The following is a 24,632-nucleotide window of genomic DNA, read 5'->3' on the forward strand; positions in this document are numbered from 1 at the left end:
GGTAGAACCGGCGGTACCGGGCTCCGGCCGCTAGGCGGGCGCGATGGGCGACGCTTCGGCTGCCCGGATCAGCCACGCCCGCAAATCGCCGGAGGCGCGGTACAAAGGTACGTGTCCGCGCAGCAATACCTGCGCGCTGCGCCGATAGGCAGCGCTGGCGATCTGGATTCCCTCCGGCGCGCGCCTGGCCACGATCGTGGTGTCCAGCACCCCGGCAGGGTTTTCTATGGCTACCCGGCAATCGCCAAGATCGCCGCCTACGGCCGGCAAGCCGCGGGCGATGGCATGGGCGACGGTGCCGGGAATCAGCGCGGCCGACGCGATACAGCAGCCGCCCGACACCGCCAGGGACGCATGGGCAGTCTGTGGCGTGAAATAGCGGGCGCTCAAGTGCCCGCCGTGCCGGGGCTCGCCCACGATGCAAACCTTGGGCAAAGTTTCGCTGCGCGCCAGCGCCGCCTCGGTCAAAGGGATGCCGTCGCTTCCCTTCAGGCCCATGCGCAGGCCGGCAGCAATCCATACCTTGCGCAACGCCGCGATGAAATCACGGTCGGCCTCGAGTTCCGCCACCGGTTCGTGCGCGGTCTTGCCGAACTGCGCGGCATCGGCGATCACCATCGGAACAGCCACGTCGACGCAGGAAACACGATATCCGTCGATATCGTCAACCGGCCTGCCGGTCGGCAATAGCGTGCCCGTCTTGGCCCCCACGGGTGCGTGCAGAAACAGATCCACGGCGGGAAACGCTCCGTCCACGCCGGGAATGGCGGACACCTCCAGGCCGCCGCCGGCTTGCCTTTGCAGCCTGCCGAGGGTGATCACGCCGGTATTCGTATTGCGTATGGCGATCGAGCACGGACCGCCCGCAGACGGCGTCGCCCATCCCATCTCGAGCGCCCACAGCGGCAATGCCGCCGACATATTGCCGCAGTTGACGTTCCAGTCGATGGCCGCCGTGTGCGCGGCCAACTGCGCCAGGGTGCTGACCAACCGTGGCCCCGCCGGCCCGGCTTCCACATCGACGAAAAATACCTTGTTGCTGGTGGCAGGGCCCCGCCCCAGGCCCGTGATCTGGCGATTCCCCGGAGACTCCCCCGTCAGCGGTACGCCCATCAAGTGCCGCAGCAGCTCTTCACGCAGAGCGAGCTCCCGCGGTGCCAGCGCATCCCAGATCACCAGGCCGGTCGACGTACCGCCCCTCATGTGATGGACAGGAAACTCCGGCACGCCATGGCGCAACCGGATGGCGAAGTCCTCGGGCGGACGGACGGCCCACGGCCTGTCCTGGTCGGCGCTTGCGTACATGTATCTTTCCCCTGGGCCTGGGGCACGCCGGCCCCGGCGATAGTGTACGCCGCGCTTCCGCTCGCATTAATCGGACAGGTCTCCCCCCAGCTCGCCGGAGGCCACCCGCACGTCTACCTCGGCCTGGAGTACGCCTTCGAGCAGGTCCAGGTAGCTGTTCCTTTTCTCCGCCACCGCCTGGATGGCATCGACCAGGTCGAGGATCGTCCCACGGCCCAAGGTGTAGGAATCCTGGGCCATTTGGCGCAAACGGGGCACCATGGACAAGCCCTCTTTCTGGAACCGCTCGGCAAGCTGCCGCCGCCGCTCGAGCTGCTCCGTCGTTCGGCGCAACTCCCCTTCGGCTGCCAAGACAATGGCCCGGCTGCGCAGGCGCATGCCGTCGGCCTCGGCGGCCGCCCGCGCGATGGGCCCTTGGTTGCGATCGAATAGCGGAATGGACACGGCAACGCCGTACTGGGCGCTGCGGCCCTCGCCGTTGTTCAACTGGCCCACCGTGAAGGTCGGCGTCGGATAGGCCTGGCGCCGCTCGGCCTCCAGTTGCTTCTCGGCGAACGTCTGCTGCGCCAGCGCGGCCCGTACGGCCGGCAGGCGCTCGCGGGCCTGCGGCCAGAGAGTCTCGAAGCTGGGCGCGCTCCAGTCGGTGACGATGGCGCCTGCCGCGCGCGGCCGCCATGCCGGCGCACCCACGCTGGCCGCGAGCCGCGCCGACACCTGCAGCGTTTCGGCCTGAGCCTGGGCCAGTTGAGCGTCCAAAGAGGCCCGCTCGACTTCCAGGCGGGCCAGGTCGTAGCGGCTGCGCGCGCCTGCCTGCACCTGTCCCTCGACGATCCGGAAAGCGCTTTCCAGGTCACCCTGGGCGTCCCGCCAGCGCTGCTCACGCTCCTGCGCGACGAGCAGCGACATGAAGTCGCGCGCCGCCTCTTGCAAAGCCTGCGCATAGACGAGCCTCAGCTGAGCGCGCGCCGCTTCCACACCGCTACGAGCGCTCGCTATCCGGGAACCGCGCTGGCCGAACAGGGGGATTTCCTGCGAGAGAGTCGTCTCTTGCTCTCCTCGCTTGTGCGTATAGGCCACGCTCGGGTTGGAAAAAGTCTGCGCCGTCATCAGGTCGGCCTCGGCCATCGCGACCTGCGAACGCTCAGCCTGCAAAGCGGGGCTGTAGTTCTTGACCAGCTCGAGCAACTGGGGCAGTGTCACATCGCTGGCCAGCGCCGCCGGCGCCGGTTCGGCGGCCTGGACCGCGGGCAACCATAGCGCGATCAGCACCAGGCACAGATACTTACGCATGCCCCACCTCCGCTGTTGCCGCGTCCAGCTCTTCCGCAGTCAGCACCTGCCCGGGGCCCAACCAGGCATAGAGCACGGGCAGCACGAACAGCGCTACCAGCGGCAGGACGGCCATCCCGCCCACCACGACCGAAGCGAAAGGGCGCTGCGTTTCACTGCCGACGCCGGTCGACAAGGCCATGGGCAGCAAGCCGATCAAGCCCAGCAACGCCACCATCAGGACAGAGCGCATGCGCTCGGCCGCACCTTCCACTAGCGCCGGCAGCAGCGCCACGCCGTCGCGGCGCAGATTCTCCACCGCGCTCAATACCAGCAGTCCAGCCAAGGCCACCTGCCCGAGCAGGGCGATAAAGCCGATGGCCGCGCTGATCGACAGATCGATGCCCGTCAGGTGCAAGGCCGCAATGCCCCCTATCATCGCGAACGGCGCGGTAAGGAGAATGATGGAAGCGCTGCGCGCGCTCCCCAGCGCGCTGAAGAGCAGTACGAACACGACCAGCAGCGATAGCGGCACGACGATCTTGAGGCGGGCGGCCGCGCGCTGCTGGTTCTCCCACTGCCCGCCCCACTGCGCGATGTAGCCCTCCGGCAAGTGCACATCGCGCGCGAAAGTGGCCATCGCTTCCCGGACTACCGACCCCATGTCGCGGCCCTCGACGTTGAACTTGAGCGCCATGTAGCGTGCGTTGCCCTCGCGGAAAATGGAAGCGTTGCCCACCTTGAAGCCGATGTGGGCGATTGCGTGCAGCGGCACATACGTACCGCCCTGCGCTGCTACCGGTATGTCGCGGATGCGCGCTTCGTCCATGCGGTCGGCGTAGGGCAGGCGGACGCGGACAGGCACGCTGCGCTCGCCCTCCCATGCGGTGGTCACCACCTTGCCTGCCAAGGCGGTTTCCACTGCCGTATCGGCCACTTCCATGGAAATGCCATAGCGGGACAAGGCCTCGCGGTCGAACTCGATATGCAGCTGCGGGGCCGGCGCGTCGCGGTACAGGTCGAGATCGACCACGCCGTCGATGGGGGCCAGCGCCGGCTTGGCCGCTTGCAAGATCGATCGCATGGTTTCGATCTCGGTGCCGAACACCTTGAGCACCACATGGCCCCGCGCGCCGGAGGTGGATTCCTCTACGCTGTCGCGTATGGGCTGGGCGAAGTTGAACTGCACGCCGGGAATGTCGGCGAGCGTCTCGCGCATCTGCGCCACGAGGTCATCCTTGGTCACACCCTTGCGCCATTGGCTGCGCTCCTTCAACCGCACCAATACCTTGGCGACGTTGATCGTTTCGTTGTCCGTACCATCTTCCGGCCGCCCCTGCTCGCTGGTGGCCGAAATGGCTTCCGGCACTTGCTTCAAGCGCATGCGTATGGTCCGCAGCAGCTCCTGGCCTTTCTCCAGCGAGATGGACGGCGGCATCTGCACCAGCACGTAGGCATCACCCTCGTCCAGCTCGGGCAGAAACTCGGTTCCCAAATGCGCAGCGGCATACAGTGCCAGCACCAGCGCCCCCATTGCCACGGCAAACAATTTGCGCTGGTTACGGCCCGTCTCGAGCACCCGGGCGATGCACCGGGAATAGGCGTGATGCATCCGCAGGAAGACGGCCGGTTCCGGCGCAACCACGTCCTTGGGCCGCAGCATCAGCGCGCAAAGGGCGGGCACGAGCGTCAGTGCGAACACCAGAGCGCCGACCAGGGCGAAGGTGTAGGTCATGGCCAGCGGCCGGAAAATGCGCCCTTCGATGCTTTCTAAAGAAAAGACCGGAATCAGCGCCGCGATCACGATCGCCATCGCAAACAGCGTGGGCCTGGCGACCGACATGGCCGCCTCGATGATCAGCGCATACATGTCCTGTCGCGAGGCCGGCTTGCGCAACCGCGCCTTGTGAATGATGGCTTCGGTCAGCACTACCGCGCCGTCGACGATGATGCCGAAATCGATCGCTCCCATCGAGATCAGGTTGGCAGGCATGTCCAGGAAATGCAGTCCGATGAAGGCCACCAGCAGCGAGAGCGGGATGACCACGGCCACGATCAGGGAACCGCGCAGGCTGCGCAGAAACAGCCATAGCACGCCGATAATGAGCGCCGCGCCGAACAGGAGATTGTGATAGACCGTCTGCAGCGTGTGGTCGACCAGGTGCGAGCGGTCATAGCTGGGCTCGATGCGCATGCCGGCGGGCAGGATATGCGCATTGAGCTCGTCGACCTTCCGGTGCACCTGTTCCAGCACCTTGCTGGGATTCTCGTCGCGCTTGAGCAGCACGATGCCTTCGACGATATCGTCTTCATCGTCCATGCCGACCGAACCCTGGCGTGGCGTATAGGACTGCACCACCCGGGCAACGTCCTTGACGCGTACGGGAGTGTTGTCGTGCACATCCAGCACGATGGTCTCGATATCGCGCGGCGTGCGCAACAGACCGATGCCGCGGATGATCAGCGACTGCTCGCCGCGCCGCATCAATCCCCCGCCCACGTTCTGATTGGACTTGGATACCGCGTCCACCACTTGATCCAGGGATAGTCCGTGCGCCATCAGCTTGGCCGGATCCACTTCGATGTGGAACTCCTTGACGAACCCACCCATGCTGACCACGTCGGCAACGCCCTGGATCTGCTTGAGCACCCTGGCGACGGTCCACTCCTGCTCCGAGCGCAGCTGGGCCAACGTGTGGCGATCGCTATTGAGCCGGTAGTAGTAGATCTTGCCGAGCGGCGTATTGTCCGGCGCCATCTCGGGCGTCACGCCGTCGGGCAGTTCCGCCGATGGCAAACGCTGGGTCACCTGGACCCGCGCATCGAAGCTCTTGGTGCCGTCGTCGAACACCAGCGTGATCATCGATAGGCCGAAATAGCTCTCGGATCGCAGCGACACGAGCCCCGGCGTACCGTTCAAGGCCCGCTCGAGCGGAAACGTCACCTGGCGCTCGACCTCTTCCGGCGCCAGACCGGGGGCCAGGGAAATCACGCCGACCTGGACGTTGGTGACGTCGGGGTAGGCCTCGATGGCCGTGTTCAGGAAAGCGTAGACGCCGTAGGCGGCAACGATGAAAGTAGCGGCCAGGGCCACCAGGCGGCGGTGCACCACCAGCGCGATGAGGGAACGCATGGCAGGGTCCTCAAAGCATCTGGTTGGCCGCGCCGTCCAGCAGCAGCCCACCCTTGACCACGACTCTGTCGCCCGGTCCTATGCCGGACAGTACAGGTATATAGCCGTTGGACGGCTGCCCCAGCACGACAGGCCTGGCCTCGAACACAGTCTCCGAGATCTGCACGAAAACGATCGAATGCTGGCCGTCCTTGATCAGCACGGCACTCACCGGTACCGATACCCCTTCCGCCCCACGGGCATGAATGCCGGCCCGCGCTAGCATGCCGGCACGCAGACTGGGGCTGGCCTGATCGAGGGCGATGAACACTTGTCCGCGCCGGGTCTGGGCGTTGAGCGCCGACCCTACCCGCAACACCTTGCCCGACAGCGGGCGATCGAGCGATGCCACCTCTATCTGTACCGGCGCGCCTTGGACGATGGTGGCGAGGTCGCTTTCGAAGACGTCCGCGGTGATCCACAATGCCGCCGGATCGCCGACGGTGAAAAGCGAACCGGCGTCGGGACCGACCGTGGCCCCCGGCGTCGCGTTCCGGCCGAGGACTACGCCGGCGCGCGGCGACTTCAGCACCAGGCCGTCGTTGCCGCCGCCGCCCAGGAAACGCGCGGCACGGGCCGCCACCTCGGCGTTGTGACGGGCTTCCTTGAGCCTGGCCTCGGCCACCAATTGCTCGGCTTCCACTCCTATGCCTTTTTCCATCATCAACCGCTGCCGCCTGGCCTCGGCCTGCGCGACCTCGAGTTCGACCTGGGCATTGGCGTACTCGGCGCGAATACGGGAAGCATCGGGACTGGACAGGGTCGCCAGCGGCGCGCCAGCTTGGACCTCGTCACCCACCTGCGCCCGGATCTGGACGATCCGCCCCGACACGGGCGCCACCACATCGGCTACCTGCTCTTCCCGCAGCGCTACCCGCGCAGGCGCCCAGACCACATGGGCTTCGCCCTGCGCACCGACTTCCTGCATCTCCATGTAGTGGAGCGAGGCAGGCTGGACGCGTACCTGTCCCGGCGCGAGAGGCGCGGCGGCAGGATCAGCGGCAGGCACGGGATCCTGCTGGCTCGAACATGCGGTCAAGACAAGCAGGCAAACGGCTAGGACACGGAAAAAACGCGACGGCATGGACACCCTTTTGAACCGCACTCCGAAGGGCGTGATGTTAGAAGCAGCCGTCCTGGCCGTTCATGTCGATCACATTACCGTTTGGTCATGTTCCGGTCTCGTGGCAAGGCTATGCGCGCCACGAGCCCCGGCGCGGCGTCGTCCAGATGGAGGGTGGCATGGTGCAGGCTGGCAATGGCCGTCACGCTCGCCAGCCCCAGTCCGTAGCCCGGTACGCGGCGATTGAGCCGGAAGAAGCGTGTACCGACCTTGGAACGCTCGATCGCCTGGATTCCCGGCCCGTTGTCCTGCACCACGATGGATACCGTATCGGCATCGTGACGGGTGCTGACCGTCACGCGGGCCGGACTGCCCGCGTACTTGATGGCGTTGTCCACCAGGTTGGCCACCGCACTGGCAAGCAGGTCCCGGTCTCCCGCCGCCACGACGTCTTCGTCTTTGTGCACCCGCAGCTCCACCCCTTTTTCCTCGGCAACGGGTTCGTAGAGCTCGACGACGTCGGTCACGATATCGTTCAGGGACACAGGCTGGAAAGCCTGCCTGCGCGCCCCCGACTCGGCCTCGGCTATCTGCAGCAACTTGTCGAAGACAACGGTGAGCTCTTCGATTTCCCGGATCGCGAAGGTATTTGCCTGGGCCAGCTGCGCGGCATCCGCTCCAGGGCGGTTGGCCACTTCCAGCTTGGCGCGTATGCGGGAGAGCGGCGTGCGCAAATTGTGCGCGATCGTGTTCGAGACGTGGCGTACGCCGTCCATCAGGATCTCGATGCGATCCAGCATGAGGTTGATATCGTGGCTGAGGCGGGCGAATTCGTCATCCTTGCCCGAGACCGGAATTCGCTGAGTGAGGTCTCCGGCTTCGATCTGCGCCGCTGTACGGCGGATGGCCCCCACCCGCCGCTCGAGCTGGTCCCGGAACACCACCGCGCCGACGAGGGCCAGCAGCAGCGCCACCAGCGCCGCCGCCATCAGCGCGTTGCCCACCAGCTGCTCGAGGTCCTTCTGGTCCCGCATGTCCCGGCCGACGACCAGGATGGAGCCGTCAGCCAGCAACTCTGTCCGGAACCGGCTGTACGATGTCCGGCCGTCGCGGATGACGGCCTTCTCGACGATGCCGAAAGTGGGCTTGAGCAGCTCAGGCGATGCGTCGATGTTCCCGGCAATCTTCTCGCCCGAAGGTGTCGCCAGCAGATAGGCCTCGGTATCGGAATTGACGCCGTCCGCCAGCGTCTCGGTGATATCGGCAGCTACGCGCTGCCAGCCATAGGTTTCGAAATGGCTGGTCATGCGATGGATGGCCGACATCAGCTGGCGGTCGATGCGGTTCTGCAATACGCCGATGGTCTGTACGTACAGCACCGACAGCAGCACCATCATGAACAGCATCACCGAGGCGCCATAGCCGAGCGCCAGCCGGAAAGCGACCGACTGCCACAGGCGCCGCACGAAAGCCAGGGGCCCTGTCTGGCGGCCGGGGTAATCGTCGTCGAGCGCGCTCAACGCGGCGCCGCCGAGATCATGTAGCCCACGCCGCGCACGGTGTGGATCAGGGGCGGGGAAAACCCGTTGTCGATCTTGTTCCGCAGACGGCTGATCTGGACGTCGATCACATTGGTCTGCGGATCGAACCGGTAATCCCAGACCGCTTCGAGCAGCATGGTGCGCGTCACGACCTGCTCCTGGTTCAACAGCAGATAGACCAGCAGCCGGAACTCCCTGGGCTGCAGCGTTATGGCCTTGCCGTCACGCTCGACGGTACGCTTGGCCAGGTCGGCCCTGAGGTTGGCGATACGAAGCTCGCGCACGTCGTCGCGCGCCCGTGCGCGGCGGTAGAGCGCCTCCAGGCGCGCGGCCAGTTCGGAGAACGCAAACGGCTTAGTGAGATAGTCATCGCAGCCCCCTCGCAACCCGCGCACACGCTCGTCGAGGCCTGCCAGCGCGCTCAGGATCAGGACCGGCGTGGTCTTGCCTATGCCGCGCAGCGTGGACAGGATGGACAGGCCATCGACGTCGTTGGGCAGCATGCGATCCAGGACGATGACATCCCACGACTCGGTGATGGCGCGATTGAGGCCTTCCGCACTCTCCCGGCATGCCACGACTTCATGGCCGGCTTCCCTGAGCCCATTGCAGATATAACGCGAAGTATCGATTTCGTCTTCTATGACCAGACAGCGCATGGCGACAACGATTCCTGAGGATAGACAGGCGGCGCGCGCTGCACCGCCGATATAGTCTACCCCTGTCGCGAAGAAGCGGGCTCAGGCTTCGATGACGGCATCCAGAAATTCGCGCGTACGGGCTTCCGACGGATTCGAGAACAACGTGGCCGAAGGGCCGTCCTCCACGATGCGGCCCGCTTCGAAAAACAGGGTCCGGTCCGAACTGCGCTCGGCAAACCGCATCTGGTGCGTGACGATGATCATCGTCATGGTGCGGCGTGCCGACAACTCCCGCATGATCTCCAGCACGCCGCCGACGAGTTCGGGATCCAGTGCCGAGGTTACCTCGTCGAACAGCATCACCTCGGGCCACATCGCCAGCGCACGGGCGATCCCGACACGCTGCTTCTGCCCGCCCGACAGATTGCCCGGATACTGGTCCAGCTTGTCGCCCAGTCCGACCATGTCCAGATACTCGCGTGCCCGCTGCTCGGCTTCCTCCTTGCCCAGGCCCAGCACGTGCCGGGGCGCTTCGGCCACATTTCGCAGCGCGGTCATGTGAGGGAACAGGTTGAAGTGCTGGAACACCATGCCGATCTTGCCGCGCACCCGGCGCAGGTGGGCCGCGCTCGCCGGGACTTCGCTCCCGTTGCGGTCTTCGGTCCACATCGATTCGCCATCGATCAGGATGCGGCCGGCATTGGGCCGCTCCAGCGTCATCAGCAGCCGCAACAGGGTCGATTTGCCGGACCCCGAGGGGCCGATCAAGGCCACGGTCTGCCCCGCGGGAATGTGCAGGTCGATGCCGCGGAGCACCTCGACCTCGCCATAACGCTTGTGAATATTCTCCAACGTAACACTGGCGCTCATCGTTTTCCCTCCAGGCGTCGCACCACCGCGGCCGCCGCCAGGCTCAGGACCAGGAAGATCACACCGACCAAGGTCAACGGCTCCGTATAGCGGAACGTGGCGGATCCGGCAATCTTGCTGGCCTGCAGCAGTTCGACCACGGTAATGGCCGACAGTAGCGGCGTATCCTTGAACATCGCGACAAAGTAGTTGCCCAGTGCGGGGATCACGGGCGGAATCGCCTGCGGCAGGATGATGCCGCGCAAGGTCCGCCAGCGCCCCAGGTTCAGCGCCAGCGCCGCCTCCCATTGACCCCGCGGTACCGCATCCAGTCCCGCCCTGTACACCTCCGCGCAGTACGCGGCGTAGTGCACGCCCAGGCCCAGCACGCCGGTCGTGAGCGGCGAGAACTGCACGCCCGTCACCGGCAGTACATAGAACAGGAAGAACAGCTGCACCAGCAGCGGAGTGCTGCGTACGAACTCGATGGCCAGTGCCGCGGTCCAGGCCAACGGCTTGACCGGCGCGCGCCGCGCCAACGCGAGGGCCAGGCCCAGCGTCACGGCCAGCGCCATCCCCATCACCGTGGCCTGCACGGTAATGACCAGGCCGTCCATGAGAGTGGGCAGGACGTCCCAAGCGAAAGCCCAGTCGAATATGGGGCGCTCGGCAGGCGTCATCATGTGCGCACCCTGTAGCGGGCGGTTCGCCGTTCCAGCCACCGCATACCGGCGTTGAGCGTCTGCGCCACCGCGAAATACATCAACAGGACCAGGGTGAAGATCTCGACGGTCCGGAAGGTCTCGCTGCGCAGCAACTGGGCGCTGAAGGTCAGGTCCGTAATGGTGATGAGCGAGACCAGCGCCGTGTTCTTCAGCAATTCGATCAACAGGTTGCCGGCAGGTGGCAACATGGCGGCGAGCGCTTGCGGCAATATGATGCGCCAGAGCGTGGCGCGCGGCGTCATGTTGAGCGCTAGCGCGGCTTCCGCCTGGCCGCGCGGAACTGCCGCCACGGCGCCGCGGACCACCTCAGCCCCATATGCGCCCGCGTTCAGGCCCAGCACCAGGATGCCGGCCACGAGGGCGGACACCCGGACGCCGAACAGCGGCAGCACGTAATAGACCCAGAACAGCTGCACCAGGGCGGAGGTGCCGCGGAAGATCTCCACATAGCAGGCCGCCGGCCAGCTCAAGTAGGCGCGCCGCGACAGGCGCCCCAATCCCATCAAGACCGCCACGGGAACGGCCACCGCCGTGGCCCCCGCCATGATCTCCAGGGTCGTGGCCAGCCCGCGCAGCAGTGAGGGCAACAGCTCAGGCAAGTCGGTCATGGAATGTCGGAGGCGGCGGGTTCGCTGCCGCACAGCTGCACCGAGGTCACGTCACCCGGCAATTCGTTCTCGGTAAAACCGAACGGCTCGACCAGCCGTAGGTGCTCAGGGCTGCCGATGAATCCGGCCAGCTCGCGGTCGAACGCCTCGCGCAGGGCTACGTCTTCCTTCCTGAAGGCAAAGGCCCCGTAGCCCCTGACGGGGGCGCCGTCCGCGGTGGGCTGGACGAACTTCGCGACTTTGTCGATCTGCCAATCCGGCACCTTCGTCAGCACGTAGTTGATGGTGAGCGCCGTCGCGGCGTACACGTCCGCCCGGCCCGCCACCACTCCTTCCACCGCGCTCACGACATCCGGGAAGACCACCAGCCGCGAGGCCGGCACCCCTGCCCCCGCGGCATAGTCGTTCTGGACGGCGCCCACGACCACACCGACCCGTGCCTCCGGATCGGCGGCGACGTCGGCATAGCTGCGCAGTTCGCGCGGGTTGTCGGTGCGCTGCAGGAACGCGTCGCCGACGCCATAGGTGGGGTTGGAAAACGCTACCTGCCGGCACCTGTCCGGCAGCACGTACATACCGGCGGCGATCATGTCGAAGCGCCCCGCCAGCAGGCCCGGTATCAGCGCGCCGAACTCGGTCAGTACTCCCTCCACCTCGTTGATGCCGAGATGCCCCAGCACGATGCGCGCGATTTCCGGCGCTTCTCCGGTCAACTTGCCGGCCCGGCTGTCCATATAGGCGAACGGCGCTTCGTTGGCATAGCCGATGCGCAGCTTGCCGGCCTGCGTGGCGCGTTCAAGGCTGTCGGGCGCGGCCTCCGGCGTATCGGCAGCAGCCGCTGGGCCGGCCGCCGCCCCCGCGGACAGCGCCAACACCCAGGCCGCGAGGAGGGTTCGATTCATAGCATGCCCAGAAAATATCTAGGCAAATGATATCTCTTAATAATATTTCAGTTCAAATCAATTGGCCGGATTGGTTCCTGCGGCCGCCGTCGCGTACCGCCAAAGAAAAAGCCCCGGGCGTCTGCACGCCCGGGGCCTGGCTGGTCAGCGCAGGGACCGCTTAAGCTGCGCGGCGCCGCGAATCGAAACGACGGGCCGGCGCATCGCCGTCACGGCGCTCGCCCTCGGGGCGGCCGAAGCGCGGGCGATCATTCCAGCCGGCCGCGGGTTGCCGCGGACCATCGCCGAACGTGCGCGGCTGCGACCGCGGCGCCTTGTCGGTGTAAGCACGGTCGCCAAAGGAACGGCCGGCACGCGCCGGCGCGGCTGCGTCCCGTTCGCGCGGGGCGCCGTTCTGGAAACGATCCGACTGAGAACGTTCGCCATTGGGCCGGCCGCTATAAGCGCGCTCGCCATAGCCGCGCTCGCCCGACGGACGATCGCGCCCTTGCGAACGGCTGTCCTCGCGATGCGAGTAGCCACCCCGTCCTCCCGACTTCCACCCCGGCTTGCCGCCAGGACCACCGCGGCGAGGCCGGTCGGAACCGGGTCGCGGCGTGCGCTGCGGCTCCAGTCCGGGGATGACCTGGACCGCGATGCTCTGGTCCGTATAACGCTCGATCGTACGGACCTTGTGGCGTTCGCCATGCGCAGCCAGCGTGAAAGCCAGGCCGTCCCGGCCCGCGCGGCCGGTGCGGCCGATGCGGTGGACATAGTCTTCGGCCTGCATGGGCAGGTCGAAATTGACCACGTGACTGATGCCTTGCACGTCGATGCCGCGCGCGGCGACATCGGTCGCCACCAGGATCTGGACCTGGCCGCGCTGCATTTGCCCCAGCGTGCGCGTGCGCTGGCGCTGGTTCATATCGCCGTGCAGGGCCGCCGCGGCGAAACCTTGCTCGGCCAGCGTGTCGGCCAGCTCGTCGGCCGCGCGCTTGGTCGAGGTGAAGACGATGGCCTGCTGGACGCTCACATCGCGCAGCAAATGATCCAGCAACCGCATCTTGTGGGACATGTCGTCCGCATACAGCAGCGACTGGGTGATGTTGACGTGCTTTTCTTTCTGCGAGGCGATTTCGATCCGCTGCGGATCCCGCATCATCTTGGCCGCCATCCGGGCCACCGAACCATCCAGCGTGGCAGAGAACAACAGCGTCTGCCGCGTGGCCGGCGTGCGCGCCACGATGGCCTCGATATCGTCGATGAAGCCCATGTCGAGCATGCGGTCCGCTTCGTCCAGCACCAGGACCTCGACGCCGGACAGGTCGACCTTGCCGGACTGGACGTGGTCCAGCAACCGGCCCGGCGTAGCGACGAGCACATCGACCCGGCGCGACAGCGCCTTGAGCTGGGCGCCGTAGGGCATGCCGCCCACCACGGTCGCGGTGCGCAGCCAGTTCAGCGCCTTGCCGTAGGTACGGGTCGCATCGCTAACCTGCTGGGCAAGTTCTCGCGTCGGGGTCAGCACCAGCACGCGCACCCCGGGCTTGCGCAAGGGCGAGGCACTTACCTGCTTGTTCAGGGCCGGCAGCATGAACGCGGCCGTCTTGCCGCTACCCGTCTGCGACGAGACCATCAAATCGTGGCCTTCCAGGGCCAGGGGAATGGCGCGAGCCTGCACCGGGGTGGGCTCGGCAAAACCGGCGTCGGTAAGCGCACCCACCAGGGCGGGAGCCAAGCCGAGTTCAGAAAAAGACATGTGTATTCCTTACGTTGCGTAATGCGCAACGCGAGCGATCCAACCGCCCATGTAGGGACATGGGCGGACGCGGCCCTTGGGGGCCAGTGGTCATGCAAGCCTGGAAAGCTGGCGCTGCGCGGCGGAGACGGACACACCGCTCCGGACGGATCATCGGCGCCGACCGATATCACCGTGCGCGCAAAGCGAAGGGAAAAACGAGGTCAGAGACGATGCAGTTTCGGTCAACCCATGGTTACCGATCGTCTGCATGGAGGCCCCATACGTGCATCATCGATACAGACGCAATGGGATTTGTGCAGTACAGCAATGATAACCCAGAAAGCTGGAAAAGGATATAGCGTTGCGAATATCCCCTCGATTCCGGCGCCGGGGGCGGCCCAGCCTCTGCCTTGCGGCCAGCCGCCAACAAAAAGGCCGCCGGAAACACTCCGGCGGCCCACTTCCCTGCTTGGCACCCTGGGTCAGGACAACCGGGCGCAAGCTCAGTCGGCCAGCTCGACCTCGGGCTGAGCCGCGGCCTTCGGCGGCGTGTCGTCGAAGCTGAGCTTGACTTCGTCGGCCACCACGTCGACCGTGACCCGGCCTCCATTGACGAGCTTGCCGAACAGCAGTTCGTCGGCCAGCGCCCGGCGGATGGTGTCCTGGATCAGACGCTGCATCGGACGCGCGCCCATCAACGGATCGAATCCCTTCTTGCCGAGGTAAGCACGCAGGGCATCGGTAAAGACGACCTCGACCCGCTTCTCGTGCAATTGCTCTTCGAGCTGCATCAGGAACTTGTCGACCACGCGCAGGATGATGTCCTCGTTCAGCGACTTGAACGAAATGATGGAATCCAGGCGATTGCGGAACTCGGGCGTGAACATGCGCTTGATTTCCGCCATCTCGTCGCCTGCCTCGCGCGCGCCGGCAAAGCCGATCACGTTCTTCTGCAGGGTTTCGGCGCCCGCGTTGGTCGTCATGATGATAATGACGTTGCGGAAATCCGCCTTGCGGCCGTTGTTGTCGGTCAGCGTGCCGTGGTCCATGACCTGCAGGAGGATGTTGAACACCTCCGGATGGGCCTTCTCGATCTCGTCCAGCAGCAGCACGCAATGCGGCTTCTTGGTAATGGCCTCGGTCAGCAGGCCGCCCTGGTCGAAGCCGACGTATCCCGGCGGCGCGCCGATGAGGCGCGATACCGCATGCCGCTCCATGTACTCGGACATGTCGAAGCGCAGCAGCTCGATGCCCAGGATGAAGGCCAGCTGCTTGGCCACTTCGGTCTTGCCAACGCCGGTCGGCCCGGAAAACAGGAACGCGCCGATGGGCTTGTCGGGCTTGCCCAGGCCGGAACGGGCCATCTTGATGGACGCAGACAGCGCATCGATGGCGGCATCCTGGCCGAACACCACGGCCTTGAGGTCGCGCTCGAGCGTGGCCAGCTTGCTGCGGTCGTCGCTGGAGACGGCCTGCGGCGGGATCCGGGCGATCTTGGAGACGATGTCCTCGATCTCGGCCTTGCCGATGATCTTCTTCTGTCGCGACTTGGGCAGTATGCGCTGGGCTGCGCCCGCCTCGTCGATCACGTCGATGGCCTTGTCGGGCAGGTGCCGGTCGTTGATGAACTTGGCCGCCAGCTCTGCCGCCGCCGCCAGTGCGGCCGACGAATACTTGACGCTGTGGTGGTCCTCGAAGCGCTGCTTGAGTCCGCGCAGGATCTGCACGGTCTGCTCGACGCTGGGCTCGTTGACATCGATCTTCTGGAAGCGACGCGACAAAGCGTGGTCTTTCTCGAAGATGCCGCGGTACTCGGTGTACGTGGTGGCGCCGATGCACTTGAGCTGGCCCGAAGACAAGGCCGGCTTGAGCAGGTTGGACGCGTCCAGCGTACCGCCCGACGCCGCGCCGGCGCCGATGAGCGTATGGATTTCGTCGATGAACAGCACCGCCTTGGGGCTTTCCTTCAACTGCTTGAGGACGGCCTTGAGACGTTGCTCGAAGTCGCCGCGGTACTTGGTACCCGCCAGCAGGGCGCCCATGTCCAGCGAATAGACGCAGGCATCCGCCAGCACGTCAGGCACCGCCCCTTCCGTGATGCGCCAAGCGAGGCCCTCGGCGATGGCGGTCTTGCCCACCCCGGCCTCGCCGACCAGCAGCGGGTTGTTCTTGCGCCGGCGGCACAGCACCTGGATGACCCGCTCGACCTCGTTGTCGCGGCCGATGAGCGGATCGATCTTGCCGGCCTTGGCGGCCACGTTCAGGTTCTGGGTGTACTGGTCCAGCGGCGACTGCTTGGCCTCGCCTTCGGCGTCGGCCTCCGGCTCCTTGGGCGTGCTGGACGATTCCAACTGGGGCTGCTTGGTAATGCCGTGGGACATGAAGTTGACGACGTCCAGGCGCGTGATGCCCTGCTGGTGCAGGTAATACACGGCATGGGAGTCCTTCTCGCCGAAGATCGCGACCAGCACGTTGGAGCCGGCCACTTCCTTCTTGCCATTGCCCGTGGACTGCACGTGCATGATCGCGCGCTGTATCACGCGCTGGAAGCCCAGCGTCGGCTGGGTGTCCGCTTCTTCCGTGCCGGGGATGACGGGCGTATTGTCATTGACGAAATTGCGCAGGTTGCGGCGCAGGTCGTCCAGGTTGGCAGCGCACGCCCGCAGCACCTCGGCCGCCGACGGATTGTCAAGCAGCGAGAGCAGCAGGTGCTCTACCGTGATAAATTCGTGCCGGGCCTGGCGGGCCTCGACGAAAGCCATGTGTAGGCTTACTTCCAATTCTTGAGAAATCACGCTTCCTCCATGATGCACTGAAGCGGATGCTGGTTTTGCCGAGCAAAACGGCAGACCTGGTCGATTTTGGTCCGGGCAATGTCCCGGGGATAGACCCCGCACACGCCTCGGCCCTCGTGATGCACCTTGAGCATGATCTGAGTGGCCTGCTCTCGCCCCTTGCTGAAAAACTTTTCCAATACCAGCACAACGAACTCCATCGGCGTGTAATCGTCGTTCAACAACACCACCTCGTACATTGGAGGTGGTTTGGTCTTGGACGGTTCCCGCTCAAGCAGCGTTGTCTGATCCGGTTGAGAATCGAACCCGGTGCCCATGCGCCTATTCTATCCACTTGAAAGTACCCCGCAAGCCGTCAGCATACTCCTATATGCCCGGGCGATCCCGAGCTTGACGCAGCGGTGCATCTTTTCCATTATTTGCGGCCTGGGGCTTGGGTTTTCAAGCCCCGGAACATAGTAATACCAGCGCCCGCGAAGCGCGCAATCGTCTGCCTGCGGCACCCGGGGGAGCGCGCCTCGCATATGTTGTAACCGACTACAAGAAGGCATAGCGTCATGTCCAGCGAAACCAGCCAAGCCAAGAGGGGTACCGGCACCGTAAAGTGGTTCAACGATGCCAAGGGCTTCGGGTTCATCACACCCGACGACGGAGGCGACGACCTCTTCGCCCATTTCTCCTCCATTCAGATGACCGGATTCAAGACCCTCAAGGAAGGCCAGAAAGTGACCTTCGAGGCTGCCCAGGGCCCCAAGGGCAAACAGGCGCTCAACATCAGCGAAGCCGTCTGACGGAACACCGGCCGCCACCGGCGCCAAGCCGCGGGCTTGCGCCTACTGACGGCCGGGTCGTGCTACGCTCGGCGGGTGACGCGCCGCGGTGCGCAGGCTCCGCGGCTGTCCGGTTATTGCCTCTTTCGTCCCTGTCCCTAGCCATGATTCGTTTCACTTCCCGGTTTCCGCGCCTTGCCGCCCGGGCCAGCGCGGGTATTGCCGCTCTTTGCCTGGCCGGCGTCGCCGCCGCCCAGGCCCTGCCGGTCCAGACGCTCCGCGCCGGCATGCACCTCATCCACGCAGAAGTCGCCAGCACGCCTGAGACCCGTGCGAAGGGCCTGATGTTCCGCGAACAGCTGGGCCCCAACCAAGGCATGCTCTTCATTTTCGACGGGGCCGGCACCCAGTGCATGTGGATGCGCAACACCTTGGTGCCCTTGTCCGTTGCCTTCATTGCCGATGACGGCACGATCGCCAATATCGAGGATATGGCGCCCAGGACGGAGGACAGCCACTGCGCGGCCCGCCCTGTCCGCTACGCGCTGGAAATGGAACGCGGATGGTTCGCCAAGCGCGGGCTGAAGGCCGGATCCCGTATCGACGGCATCCCCGGCTCCCGCTGAGGCCCCGCTCGACCGCCGGCCGCGGACCGGCCATATTGAAGAACTTGCGTCACCCGACATTGGCCGCGCTTGCGGCACCCGCGACGGCGGGATGGAAAGCCGTTCCCAGGAGATCGCCTTGCGCAACCTCAACGAAGACACCATTACCCAGGCCGTACTTGCCCGGCACGCCGAAGCGCCGAATCCCCGACTCAGGGAGATCATGACCAGCCTCGTGCGGCACCTGCACGATTTCGCCCGCGAAGTGAAGCTGACCGAAGCGGAGTGGGCAGCCGGCATCGAGTTCCTGACGGCTACCGGCCACATCACCGATGACAAGCGCCAGGAGTTCATCCTGCTCTCCGATACCCTGGGATTGTCCACCCTAGTTACGGCGATGAACCATCGCAAGCCGCCCTCTTGCACCGAAGCCACCGTATTCGGCCCCTTTTTCGTCGAGGGCGCTCCGGATTACGAGCTCGGCGCCGATCTCGCCAATGGCGCCAAGGGCGACCCCTGTTTCGTGCGCGGCACGGTCAAAAGCACGGACGGCACGCCGATAGCCGGCGCCGTCATGGAGGTCTGGCAGGCCGACGCCGACGGGTTCTACGATGTGCAGTACCCCGGCCAGCCGGAACACCGGGGGCGGGGACGTATCCGGTCCGCCCGGGATGGCAGCTTTCACTTCCGCTCCATCCTGGCCGAAGCCTACCCCATCCCCCACGACGGTCCGGTCGGGCGCATGTTGGCCGCGCTGGGCCGCCACCCCTGGCGGCCGGCCCACCTCCATTTCATGATCCAGGCCGAGGGCTACGAGACGCTGGTCACGCATGTGTTCCGCGACGGAGACCAATACCTCGACTCCGATGCGGTGTTCGGCGTGCGCTCGTCTCTGGTGGCCCAGTGGGTCCGCCACGAGCCCGGCGCCACGCCGGACGGCGGCACGAGCGAACGGCCGTTCTACACACTGGATTTCGATTTCGTGCTGAACCCGGCAGCCTAGGCGCGGCCGGCCGCACCCGGTCCATCTATATGGAGAAGACGAGATGTATGACCAAGAAAAGCTGGCCATCCGCGAGTTGGTGGAAAACTGGGCCCTGTGGCGCGACGCGGGCGACTGGGAACGCTTCGCCACGGTCTGGCACGAAGATGGCCGCATGAACGCGACCTGGTGCCAGGCACCCGCCGCCGAATTCATCCGGCAGAGCCGGGAAGGCATGGAACGGGGCGTCAATATCCTGCACTTCCTCGGCGGCATGACCATCGATCGCGAGGGAGACCGGGCCATTGCGCAGACCAAGATGACCATTTCCCAGCGCGCGGTCGTGGACGGCGTGCTTTGCGACGTCGTCTGCACCGGCCGCTTCTACGACTTCCTGGAAAAACGCGGCGGCCGCTGGGGCATGGTGGAACGCCAGCCCATCTACGAGAAGGACCGGCTCGACCCCGTCGATCCGGCCGCGCGGCTGGAGCTGGATGCCGACCTGCTGTCCCGCTTTCCGGAAGGCTATCGGCACCTCGCCTATCTGCAGGTCAAGATAGGCATGGACGTGAAGACCACCATGCCTGGCCTGCGCGGCAGCGAAGTCCAGGCCTTGTACGACCGCGGCAAGGCTTGGCTCGCCGGCTCGGCGCGCCCCTAGGCGTGCTGCTGCCCGCGCGCCGGTCGCGCGGGTCTAGAGCAGCGTGGCGACCTGCTCGAACGGCAGGCGCGGCTGGCGATCGAACAATTTGGACGAATCGCCATATCCCAGCGAGCACAGGAAGTTCGCCGTCAGGCGGCCGTCGGGGAAGAACTCGGCATTGACCTTGGCAACGTCGAATCCGCTCATCGGACCGCAGTCCAAGCCCACGGCACGCGCCGCCATGATGAAGTAGGCGCCCTGCAGCGTACCGTTCCTGGTTGCGGTGGAAGCGGCCAGCGCCGCGTTGCCTTCGAACATCTCCTTGGCCCCTTCGCGGAACCAGACCTGCGGCATGTACTCGTAGAAGCGCGTGTCGGTCGCGATGATGGCCGTCACCGGCGCCGCCTTCACCTTGTCGACGTTACCCGCGCTCAGCGCGGGAATGAGGCGCGCCTTCGCTTCGGCCGTACGCAGGAACACCACCCGCATCGGCTGGCAGTTCATCGAAGTCGGTCCCATTTTCGCGATGTCGTAGACCTGCCGGAGCTGTTGGTCGGAGACGGGCTTGTCGAGCCAGCCATTCTGGGTACGGGCGGAAAAAAACAGTTGTTCTAGGGCTTCTTGCGAAATGGGGGCCATCAGACGCTCCGGCACAGGCGGCATAGTTGCGAAGCGGAAATTATAAGACCGGCCTCTGAACGGGGCCGGGCGTGCAGCCGGCTTTGGCGCCGAGCCGGGCCCGGCCCGGTCCGCCTTGCTCGCCGGGCACACTCCTTGCTGGACCGTGGGCAACGACGCCCCGCGCGATGACCGGCGGGCACGCCCTGGGGGATTCCCGATGCTATGGCTCAAGGCGCTGCACTTCATTTCCTTGCTGGTCTGGTGCGCCACGCTACTTTATCTGCCCGGTTTATTCCTCTTGCACCGTCATGCACAGACGCGCAGCCAGTACCACCGCGCGCGGGTCATGACGCGTTTTACATTCGCCATGCTGGCCTCGCCAGCGGCGGTGATAGCGATCATATCGGGGACAGGTCTGGTCTTCGCCCGGATGGTGCAGGGCGAATGGCTGATATGGAAATTGTTGCTTGTAGCGCTGATGGTTTGCTTCCATCTGTATTGCGGCAGCCAGGTTGTCCGTCTCGGCCATCGCATCGGCCTGGTGTCGCCCGCGCGGCTCACGGCGCAGATCGCCGTACCGGTCATGCTGATGTCGGCGGTGTTTTGGTTGGCCCTGGCCAAACCAGCTGGAATCTTCTCACCGGCATGAGCGGCGGCCTCAATCCTCCGTGTCGTCGCCGCCGACCCCGACCTGGTGCTCGAACACGAGCTTGCCGCCCAGCCACCCGGCCACCGCTACCCACCCTGCCCCGAGCAAGGACAGCATGATGCCGAACGGAACCACTGCCTCGTCTACCCCTACCGCCATTCTTTCCCGCCAATTGACCGCCTGGACGGCCAGCAATAGCACGGCTGCGACGAAATGGCTCCAGCTGGCCGCACGCCGGCGGATGCCTTCCACCGCCAGCAGCTCTATGGTGCCGGCGAGGCCTGCCAGCGCCCCCATGACGAGCCCGGCGCCGAGCAGCCACAATGCCGCGCGCGCCCAGAAGGTATCGCCGCTCCACAGAAATGCCCCATCGCAGGCCAGCGCCCCCAGGAAAAAGGCGATCGGAAAGGTCACCAGCATCGGGTGGACCGGGTGCCGCGCGACGGCCACACGGGTCGGGGTATCGAGAGGCAGGGGCAAGCCGAACTTTTCCATGGTTGTCCTGACGCAAGTTTCGTACCGCGTGGCGGCCTTGGCGCTGGGGCCGTCCCTGTCGGCCTCTGCCGCCGCGCCCTTCTCCACCTTCGATACGGCGGGCCCGGGGGCGCGCCCTATCGCGCTGCTGTGGTGGATCATGGCTGGCGGCACGCTGCTGATCACTGCGGCCATGATTGCATTGGCCCTCTATTGCGCGTATCGACCGGCGCGCACGGAGGCCATCGGCGAGCGCAACTGGCTGCTGGGAGGCGGCGTCGTCTTCCCATCGCTGGTCCTGCTCGCGCTGGTGGCGGGCGGGACGTATGCGACACACCTCATGGCGCAACGTATGGCAGGCACGCCCTTTCCGGTAGAGGTCCACGCGCGGCAATGGTACTGGGAGGTTCGCTATCCCGAGAATGGGGCGCCTTCCGCGCGGTCGATAAATGTGATCCACATTCCCGCCTCCGTCCCGGTAGAGATCCGGCTGTCGACCGAAGATGTCATCCATAGCTTCTGGATACCCCGGCTGGGCGGCAAGGTCGATGCCATCCCGGGACGCACCCATCTGGTCCGGCTGCAGGCCGACCGGCCCGGAGTCTATCGGGGGCTGTGCGCGGAATTCTGCGGCGCCGGGCACGCCCAGATGATGCTGGAAGTCCATGCCCATGATCCCGACCAGCTTCCCGCCGTCCTGGCGGCGCTGGACCGATACGGCCCCAGCCGGCCGGCTGCCGACAGGAGCGCCCGCCCATGACCGACGCGCCGTCCGCCGTAGCCCGCCACCGGGCTTTCGAGCAGATATGGGGCAACCCGCCTGGCTGGGGAAGGCTCGCCGCCGTCAACCATACGACGGTCGGCCTGCGCTTCATTCTCACTGCGCTCGCCTTCTTCCTGGTCGGTGGCGTGCTGGCAATGATGATGCGGGCGCAGTTGGCCGCTGCCGGAAACGGTTTTCTCGACAGCGAGACCTACAACCAGATCTTCACCATGCACGGCACGGTGATGATGTTCCTGTTCGCCATCCCCATGCTCGAGGGCTTTGCCATCTACCTGCTGCCCAAAATGCTGGGCGCCCGCGACCTGGCCTACCCTAGGCTCGGCGCCTTTGCCTATTGGTGCTACCTGTTCGGTGGCCTGATCCTGTTGGGGGGACTGGCGGCGGGCGTGGCGCCGCGTAGCGGATGGTTCATGTATACGCCCCTGTCCGGGAGCACGTACAGCCCCGGCGTCAACGCCGACGTCTGGCTCATAGGCGTCACCTTCTCGGAGATCTCGGCGCTGTGCGGCGGCGTGGAACTGGCCGCCTCGATACTGAGGGTGCGGGCGGCGGGAATGCGTTTGTCCCGCATGCCGCTGTTCGCCTGGTACATGCTCGTGACCGCGCTCATGATCCTGGTAGGCTTTCCGCCGTTGATCCTGGGCAGCATCCTGCTGGAAGTGGAGCGCGCGTTCGGCTGGCCCTTCTTCGACGTCGCGCGCGGCGGCGATCCCCTGCTGTGGCAACACTTGTTCTGGATGTTCGGCCACCCCGAGGTCTACATCATTTTCCTCCCGGCGGCCGGCCTGGTTTCCACCATGATCCCCACCTTCGCGCAACGGCCGATCGTCGGCCGCGTCTGGATCCTGGCAAGCGTGCTGGCCGTGGGCGTGCTCAGCTTCGCGCTCTGGGGCCACCACATGTCCACGGCGGGCATCGCGGGACATGCCGCCGCCTTCTTCTCCATCGCCAGCATGCTGATTGCAGTGCCCACGGCGGTGCAGTTCTTCGCCTGGCTCGCCACCCTTTATGCGGGCACGCCGGCATTGCGCCTGCCCATGCTCTATCTGGCGGGATTCCTGGCTATCTTCGTGCTCGGCGGACTGACGGGCGTGATGCTGGCACTGTTGCCTTTCAACTGGCAGGCGCACGACACCCATTTCGTCGTCGCACACCTGCACTATGTGCTCATAGGCGGCATGGTCTTTCCGCTGCTGGCCGCTGCCTATTACTGGATGCCGCACGTCACCGGCCGCATGCCGTCGCCGGTGCTGGGGCGATGGGCATTCTGGCTGATTTTTGCCGGCTTCAACCTGACCTTCCTGCCCATGCACCTCACCGGCATGCTGGGCATGCCGCGGCGCGTCCACGCGTATGCGGCAGATAGCGGATGGGAAGGACTCAACCTGGTTTCGTCGCTCGGCGGCTTTCTCCAGGCTGCGGGCGTCGGCTTATTCATACTGGACATCTTCCTGCATGCGCGGGTTGGCCGGCGCGCGCCTCCCAATCCGTGGCGGGCATCGGGAATAGAATGGGCCATGGCAACGCCCTCGCCCAGCTATAACTTTGCGGCGATCCCGAACCTTGCGGCCATGCCGGAACCCGGCATCGAGGACCCGCTCTGGTCCCGGCCGGACCTGGGTGCCGAGCTGGCGGGCGGCCAAGGCTATCTCGCCGACCCGGGGCGAGGCCACCGCGAAACGCTCTCCGTCGAGCTGCTGAGCGGGCAACCCCGTCACATCATCATCCTGCCCGGCTCGACCTGGCTGCCGCTATGGTCGGCCCTGGCCTTGCTGCTGTGCTGCCTTTGCCTGCTATTCAAGGTGTACGCGGCACTACCTGCGCCAGCGGTGCTGGCTGCCGTCCTGCTGGCCTGCTGGGCATGGCGCAGCGGCCTGCGCGCCGATCCGCGTCCGCTCGACGCGGGCAACGGACTGTGGCTGCTGCCTCATGCCGTCGCCCGCCATCCGCCGGGATGGAGCGGAACCAAGCTGACGCTCGTCGCCGATGCGGCATTGTTCGGGTCGCTGCTTTTCGGCTATGCGTATCTATGGACCGTTGCGCCGCAGTGGCCGCCGCCCGTCTATATTTCGCGGACGGTTCCCGCTCCGCTGGCCTGCGGAGCGGCCCTGACGGTGGCTCTGGCCGCGGTGATGGTCGCCCGCCGGCCGCGCATGCTGGCCCGCCCGCGGCTCTGTGCCGGATGGCTCGCCGTCGCCGCGCTGGCCGGTCTGGCCGCGCTCTGGTCATGGGCGCACATCGGCATGGACGCCGTTCCGCCGCCCACCAGCCACGCTTATGCCGCGGTCTCGCTTGCCCTGGTCTGCTATGCTGCCTTCCATGTGGCGATAGGCGTCATCCTCGCGGGCCTGGGCGCGCTGCGCTGCCTGGCGGGCTATGTTTCCCCGCTGCGCAGCCTGGACGTCCGCATTTCTGGTCTGTGGTGGATTTATACGTGGGTGACGGGGCTGATCGCCCTGGCCGTGCTGTATGGGCCGCCGCAGCCTATCTGGGCCGGGGCGGCAATCTGTTGAG

General features: G+C 65.7%; 22 protein-coding genes. 7 read left to right on the top strand and 15 right to left on the bottom strand.

Annotated features, from left to right (window positions below; translation table 11 throughout):
* Positions 1-30: 30 nt before the first annotated feature.
* The 13 genes from QHC78_RS00670 to clpS form a co-directional block, all read right to left on the bottom strand.
* Positions 31-1,305 (bottom strand): PrpF domain-containing protein, encoded by a 1,275-nt coding sequence (locus QHC78_RS00670; RefSeq protein WP_319741945.1) that lies wholly within the window; start codon positions 1,303-1,305, stop codon positions 31-33.
* 66 nt (positions 1,306-1,371) lie between these two features.
* On the bottom strand, positions 1,372-2,595 hold the full coding sequence (locus QHC78_RS00675; RefSeq protein WP_319741946.1) for a TolC family protein: 1,224 nt from the start codon (positions 2,593-2,595) through the stop codon (positions 1,372-1,374).
* Complete coding sequence (locus QHC78_RS00680) at positions 2,588-5,707, bottom strand: efflux RND transporter permease subunit (RefSeq protein WP_319741947.1); 3,120 nt, start codon at positions 5,705-5,707, stop codon at positions 2,588-2,590. Before QHC78_RS00680 ends, QHC78_RS00675 begins: the two co-directional genes overlap by 8 nt.
* A gap of 10 nt (positions 5,708-5,717) precedes the next feature.
* A complete protein-coding gene (locus QHC78_RS00685; RefSeq protein WP_319741948.1) occupies positions 5,718-6,755 on the bottom strand; it encodes an efflux RND transporter periplasmic adaptor subunit in 1,038 nt (345 codons plus the stop codon).
* A 149-nt stretch (positions 6,756-6,904) separates the two neighbouring features.
* Complete coding sequence (locus QHC78_RS00690; RefSeq protein WP_319741949.1) at positions 6,905-8,329, bottom strand: sensor histidine kinase; 1,425 nt, start codon at positions 8,327-8,329, stop codon at positions 6,905-6,907.
* Entirely contained in the window at positions 8,326-9,009 is a 684-nt protein-coding gene (locus QHC78_RS00695) for a response regulator transcription factor (RefSeq protein WP_319741950.1), read from the bottom strand. Before QHC78_RS00695 ends, QHC78_RS00690 begins: the two co-directional genes overlap by 4 nt.
* 81 nt (positions 9,010-9,090) lie before the next feature.
* Positions 9,091-9,861, bottom strand: coding sequence for an ectoine/hydroxyectoine ABC transporter ATP-binding protein EhuA (gene ehuA / locus QHC78_RS00700; protein ID WP_319741951.1), 771 nt, complete (start codon positions 9,859-9,861; stop codon positions 9,091-9,093).
* Positions 9,858-10,520: an ectoine/hydroxyectoine ABC transporter permease subunit EhuD gene (gene ehuD, locus QHC78_RS00705; RefSeq protein WP_319742716.1), complete on the bottom strand. Its 663-nt coding sequence runs from the start codon at positions 10,518-10,520 to the stop codon at positions 9,858-9,860. The genes ehuA and ehuD overlap by 4 nt, the downstream gene beginning before the upstream one ends.
* Positions 10,520-11,173 (bottom strand): ectoine/hydroxyectoine ABC transporter permease subunit EhuC, encoded by a 654-nt coding sequence (gene ehuC, locus QHC78_RS00710; protein WP_319741952.1) that lies wholly within the window; start codon positions 11,171-11,173, stop codon positions 10,520-10,522. The genes ehuD and ehuC overlap by 1 nt, the downstream gene beginning before the upstream one ends.
* A complete protein-coding gene (ehuB, locus tag QHC78_RS00715; protein WP_319741953.1) occupies positions 11,170-12,075 on the bottom strand; it encodes an ectoine/hydroxyectoine ABC transporter substrate-binding protein EhuB in 906 nt (301 codons plus the stop codon). The genes ehuC and ehuB overlap by 4 nt, the downstream gene beginning before the upstream one ends.
* Positions 12,076-12,235: 160 nt before the next feature.
* Positions 12,236-13,813 carry a DEAD/DEAH box helicase gene (locus QHC78_RS00720; RefSeq protein WP_319741954.1) on the bottom strand — a complete coding sequence of 526 codons (1,578 nt, stop codon included), beginning with the start codon at positions 13,811-13,813 and terminating at the stop codon, positions 12,236-12,238.
* Positions 13,814-14,298: 485 nt separating this feature from the next.
* On the bottom strand, positions 14,299-16,590 hold the full coding sequence (gene clpA, locus QHC78_RS00725) for an ATP-dependent Clp protease ATP-binding subunit ClpA (protein WP_319741955.1): 2,292 nt from the start codon (positions 16,588-16,590) through the stop codon (positions 14,299-14,301).
* Positions 16,587-16,907: an ATP-dependent Clp protease adapter ClpS gene (clpS, locus tag QHC78_RS00730; RefSeq protein ID WP_319741956.1), complete on the bottom strand. Its 321-nt coding sequence runs from the start codon at positions 16,905-16,907 to the stop codon at positions 16,587-16,589. The genes clpA and clpS overlap by 4 nt, the downstream gene beginning before the upstream one ends.
* Positions 16,908-17,147: 240 nt before the next feature.
* On the opposite strand from clpS, the gene QHC78_RS00735 reads away from it, so the two are divergent.
* From QHC78_RS00735 to QHC78_RS00750, 4 genes are all read left to right on the top strand, one after another.
* The gene (locus tag QHC78_RS00735; RefSeq protein WP_319741957.1) at positions 17,148-17,381 is read left to right on the top strand and encodes a cold-shock protein; all 234 of its coding nucleotides are present in this window, start codon (positions 17,148-17,150) and stop codon (positions 17,379-17,381) included.
* Between the two features lie 143 nt (positions 17,382-17,524).
* Positions 17,525-17,986 carry a DUF192 domain-containing protein gene (locus QHC78_RS00740; protein WP_319741958.1) on the top strand — a complete coding sequence of 154 codons (462 nt, stop codon included), beginning with the start codon at positions 17,525-17,527 and terminating at the stop codon, positions 17,984-17,986.
* A 118-nt stretch (positions 17,987-18,104) separates the two neighbouring features.
* Complete coding sequence (locus QHC78_RS00745; RefSeq protein WP_319742717.1) at positions 18,105-18,968, top strand: intradiol ring-cleavage dioxygenase; 864 nt, start codon at positions 18,105-18,107, stop codon at positions 18,966-18,968.
* Positions 18,969-19,011: 43 nt separating this feature from the next.
* A complete protein-coding gene (locus QHC78_RS00750; protein ID WP_319741959.1) occupies positions 19,012-19,608 on the top strand; it encodes a nuclear transport factor 2 family protein in 597 nt (198 codons plus the stop codon).
* Positions 19,609-19,641: 33 nt separating this feature from the next.
* Here QHC78_RS00750 and QHC78_RS00755 read toward each other — a convergent pair whose 3' ends face one another.
* A complete protein-coding gene (locus QHC78_RS00755; RefSeq protein WP_319741960.1) occupies positions 19,642-20,229 on the bottom strand; it encodes a malonic semialdehyde reductase in 588 nt (195 codons plus the stop codon).
* A gap of 199 nt (positions 20,230-20,428) precedes the next feature.
* Here QHC78_RS00755 and QHC78_RS00760 point away from each other — a divergent pair, with 199 nt between their 5' ends.
* Positions 20,429-20,860 carry a CopD family protein gene (locus QHC78_RS00760; RefSeq protein ID WP_319741961.1) on the top strand — a complete coding sequence of 144 codons (432 nt, stop codon included), beginning with the start codon at positions 20,429-20,431 and terminating at the stop codon, positions 20,858-20,860.
* 9 nt (positions 20,861-20,869) lie between these two features.
* Here QHC78_RS00760 and QHC78_RS00765 read toward each other — a convergent pair whose 3' ends face one another.
* On the bottom strand, positions 20,870-21,355 hold the full coding sequence (locus tag QHC78_RS00765; protein WP_319741962.1) for a DUF2231 domain-containing protein: 486 nt from the start codon (positions 21,353-21,355) through the stop codon (positions 20,870-20,872).
* Here QHC78_RS00765 and coxB point away from each other — a divergent pair.
* The gene (coxB, locus tag QHC78_RS00770) at positions 21,354-22,094 is read left to right on the top strand and encodes a cytochrome c oxidase subunit II (protein ID WP_319741963.1); all 741 of its coding nucleotides are present in this window, start codon (positions 21,354-21,356) and stop codon (positions 22,092-22,094) included. The genes QHC78_RS00765 and coxB overlap by 2 nt on opposite strands.
* The gene (ctaD, locus tag QHC78_RS00775; RefSeq protein ID WP_319741964.1) at positions 22,091-24,631 is read left to right on the top strand and encodes a cytochrome c oxidase subunit I; all 2,541 of its coding nucleotides are present in this window, start codon (positions 22,091-22,093) and stop codon (positions 24,629-24,631) included. Before coxB ends, ctaD begins: the two co-directional genes overlap by 4 nt.
* Position 24,632 lies beyond the last annotated feature (1 nt).

The sequence above is a fragment of the Pigmentiphaga sp. genome (assembly GCF_033795525.1).
Taxonomy (GTDB): domain Bacteria; phylum Pseudomonadota; class Gammaproteobacteria; order Burkholderiales; family Burkholderiaceae_B; genus Pigmentiphaga.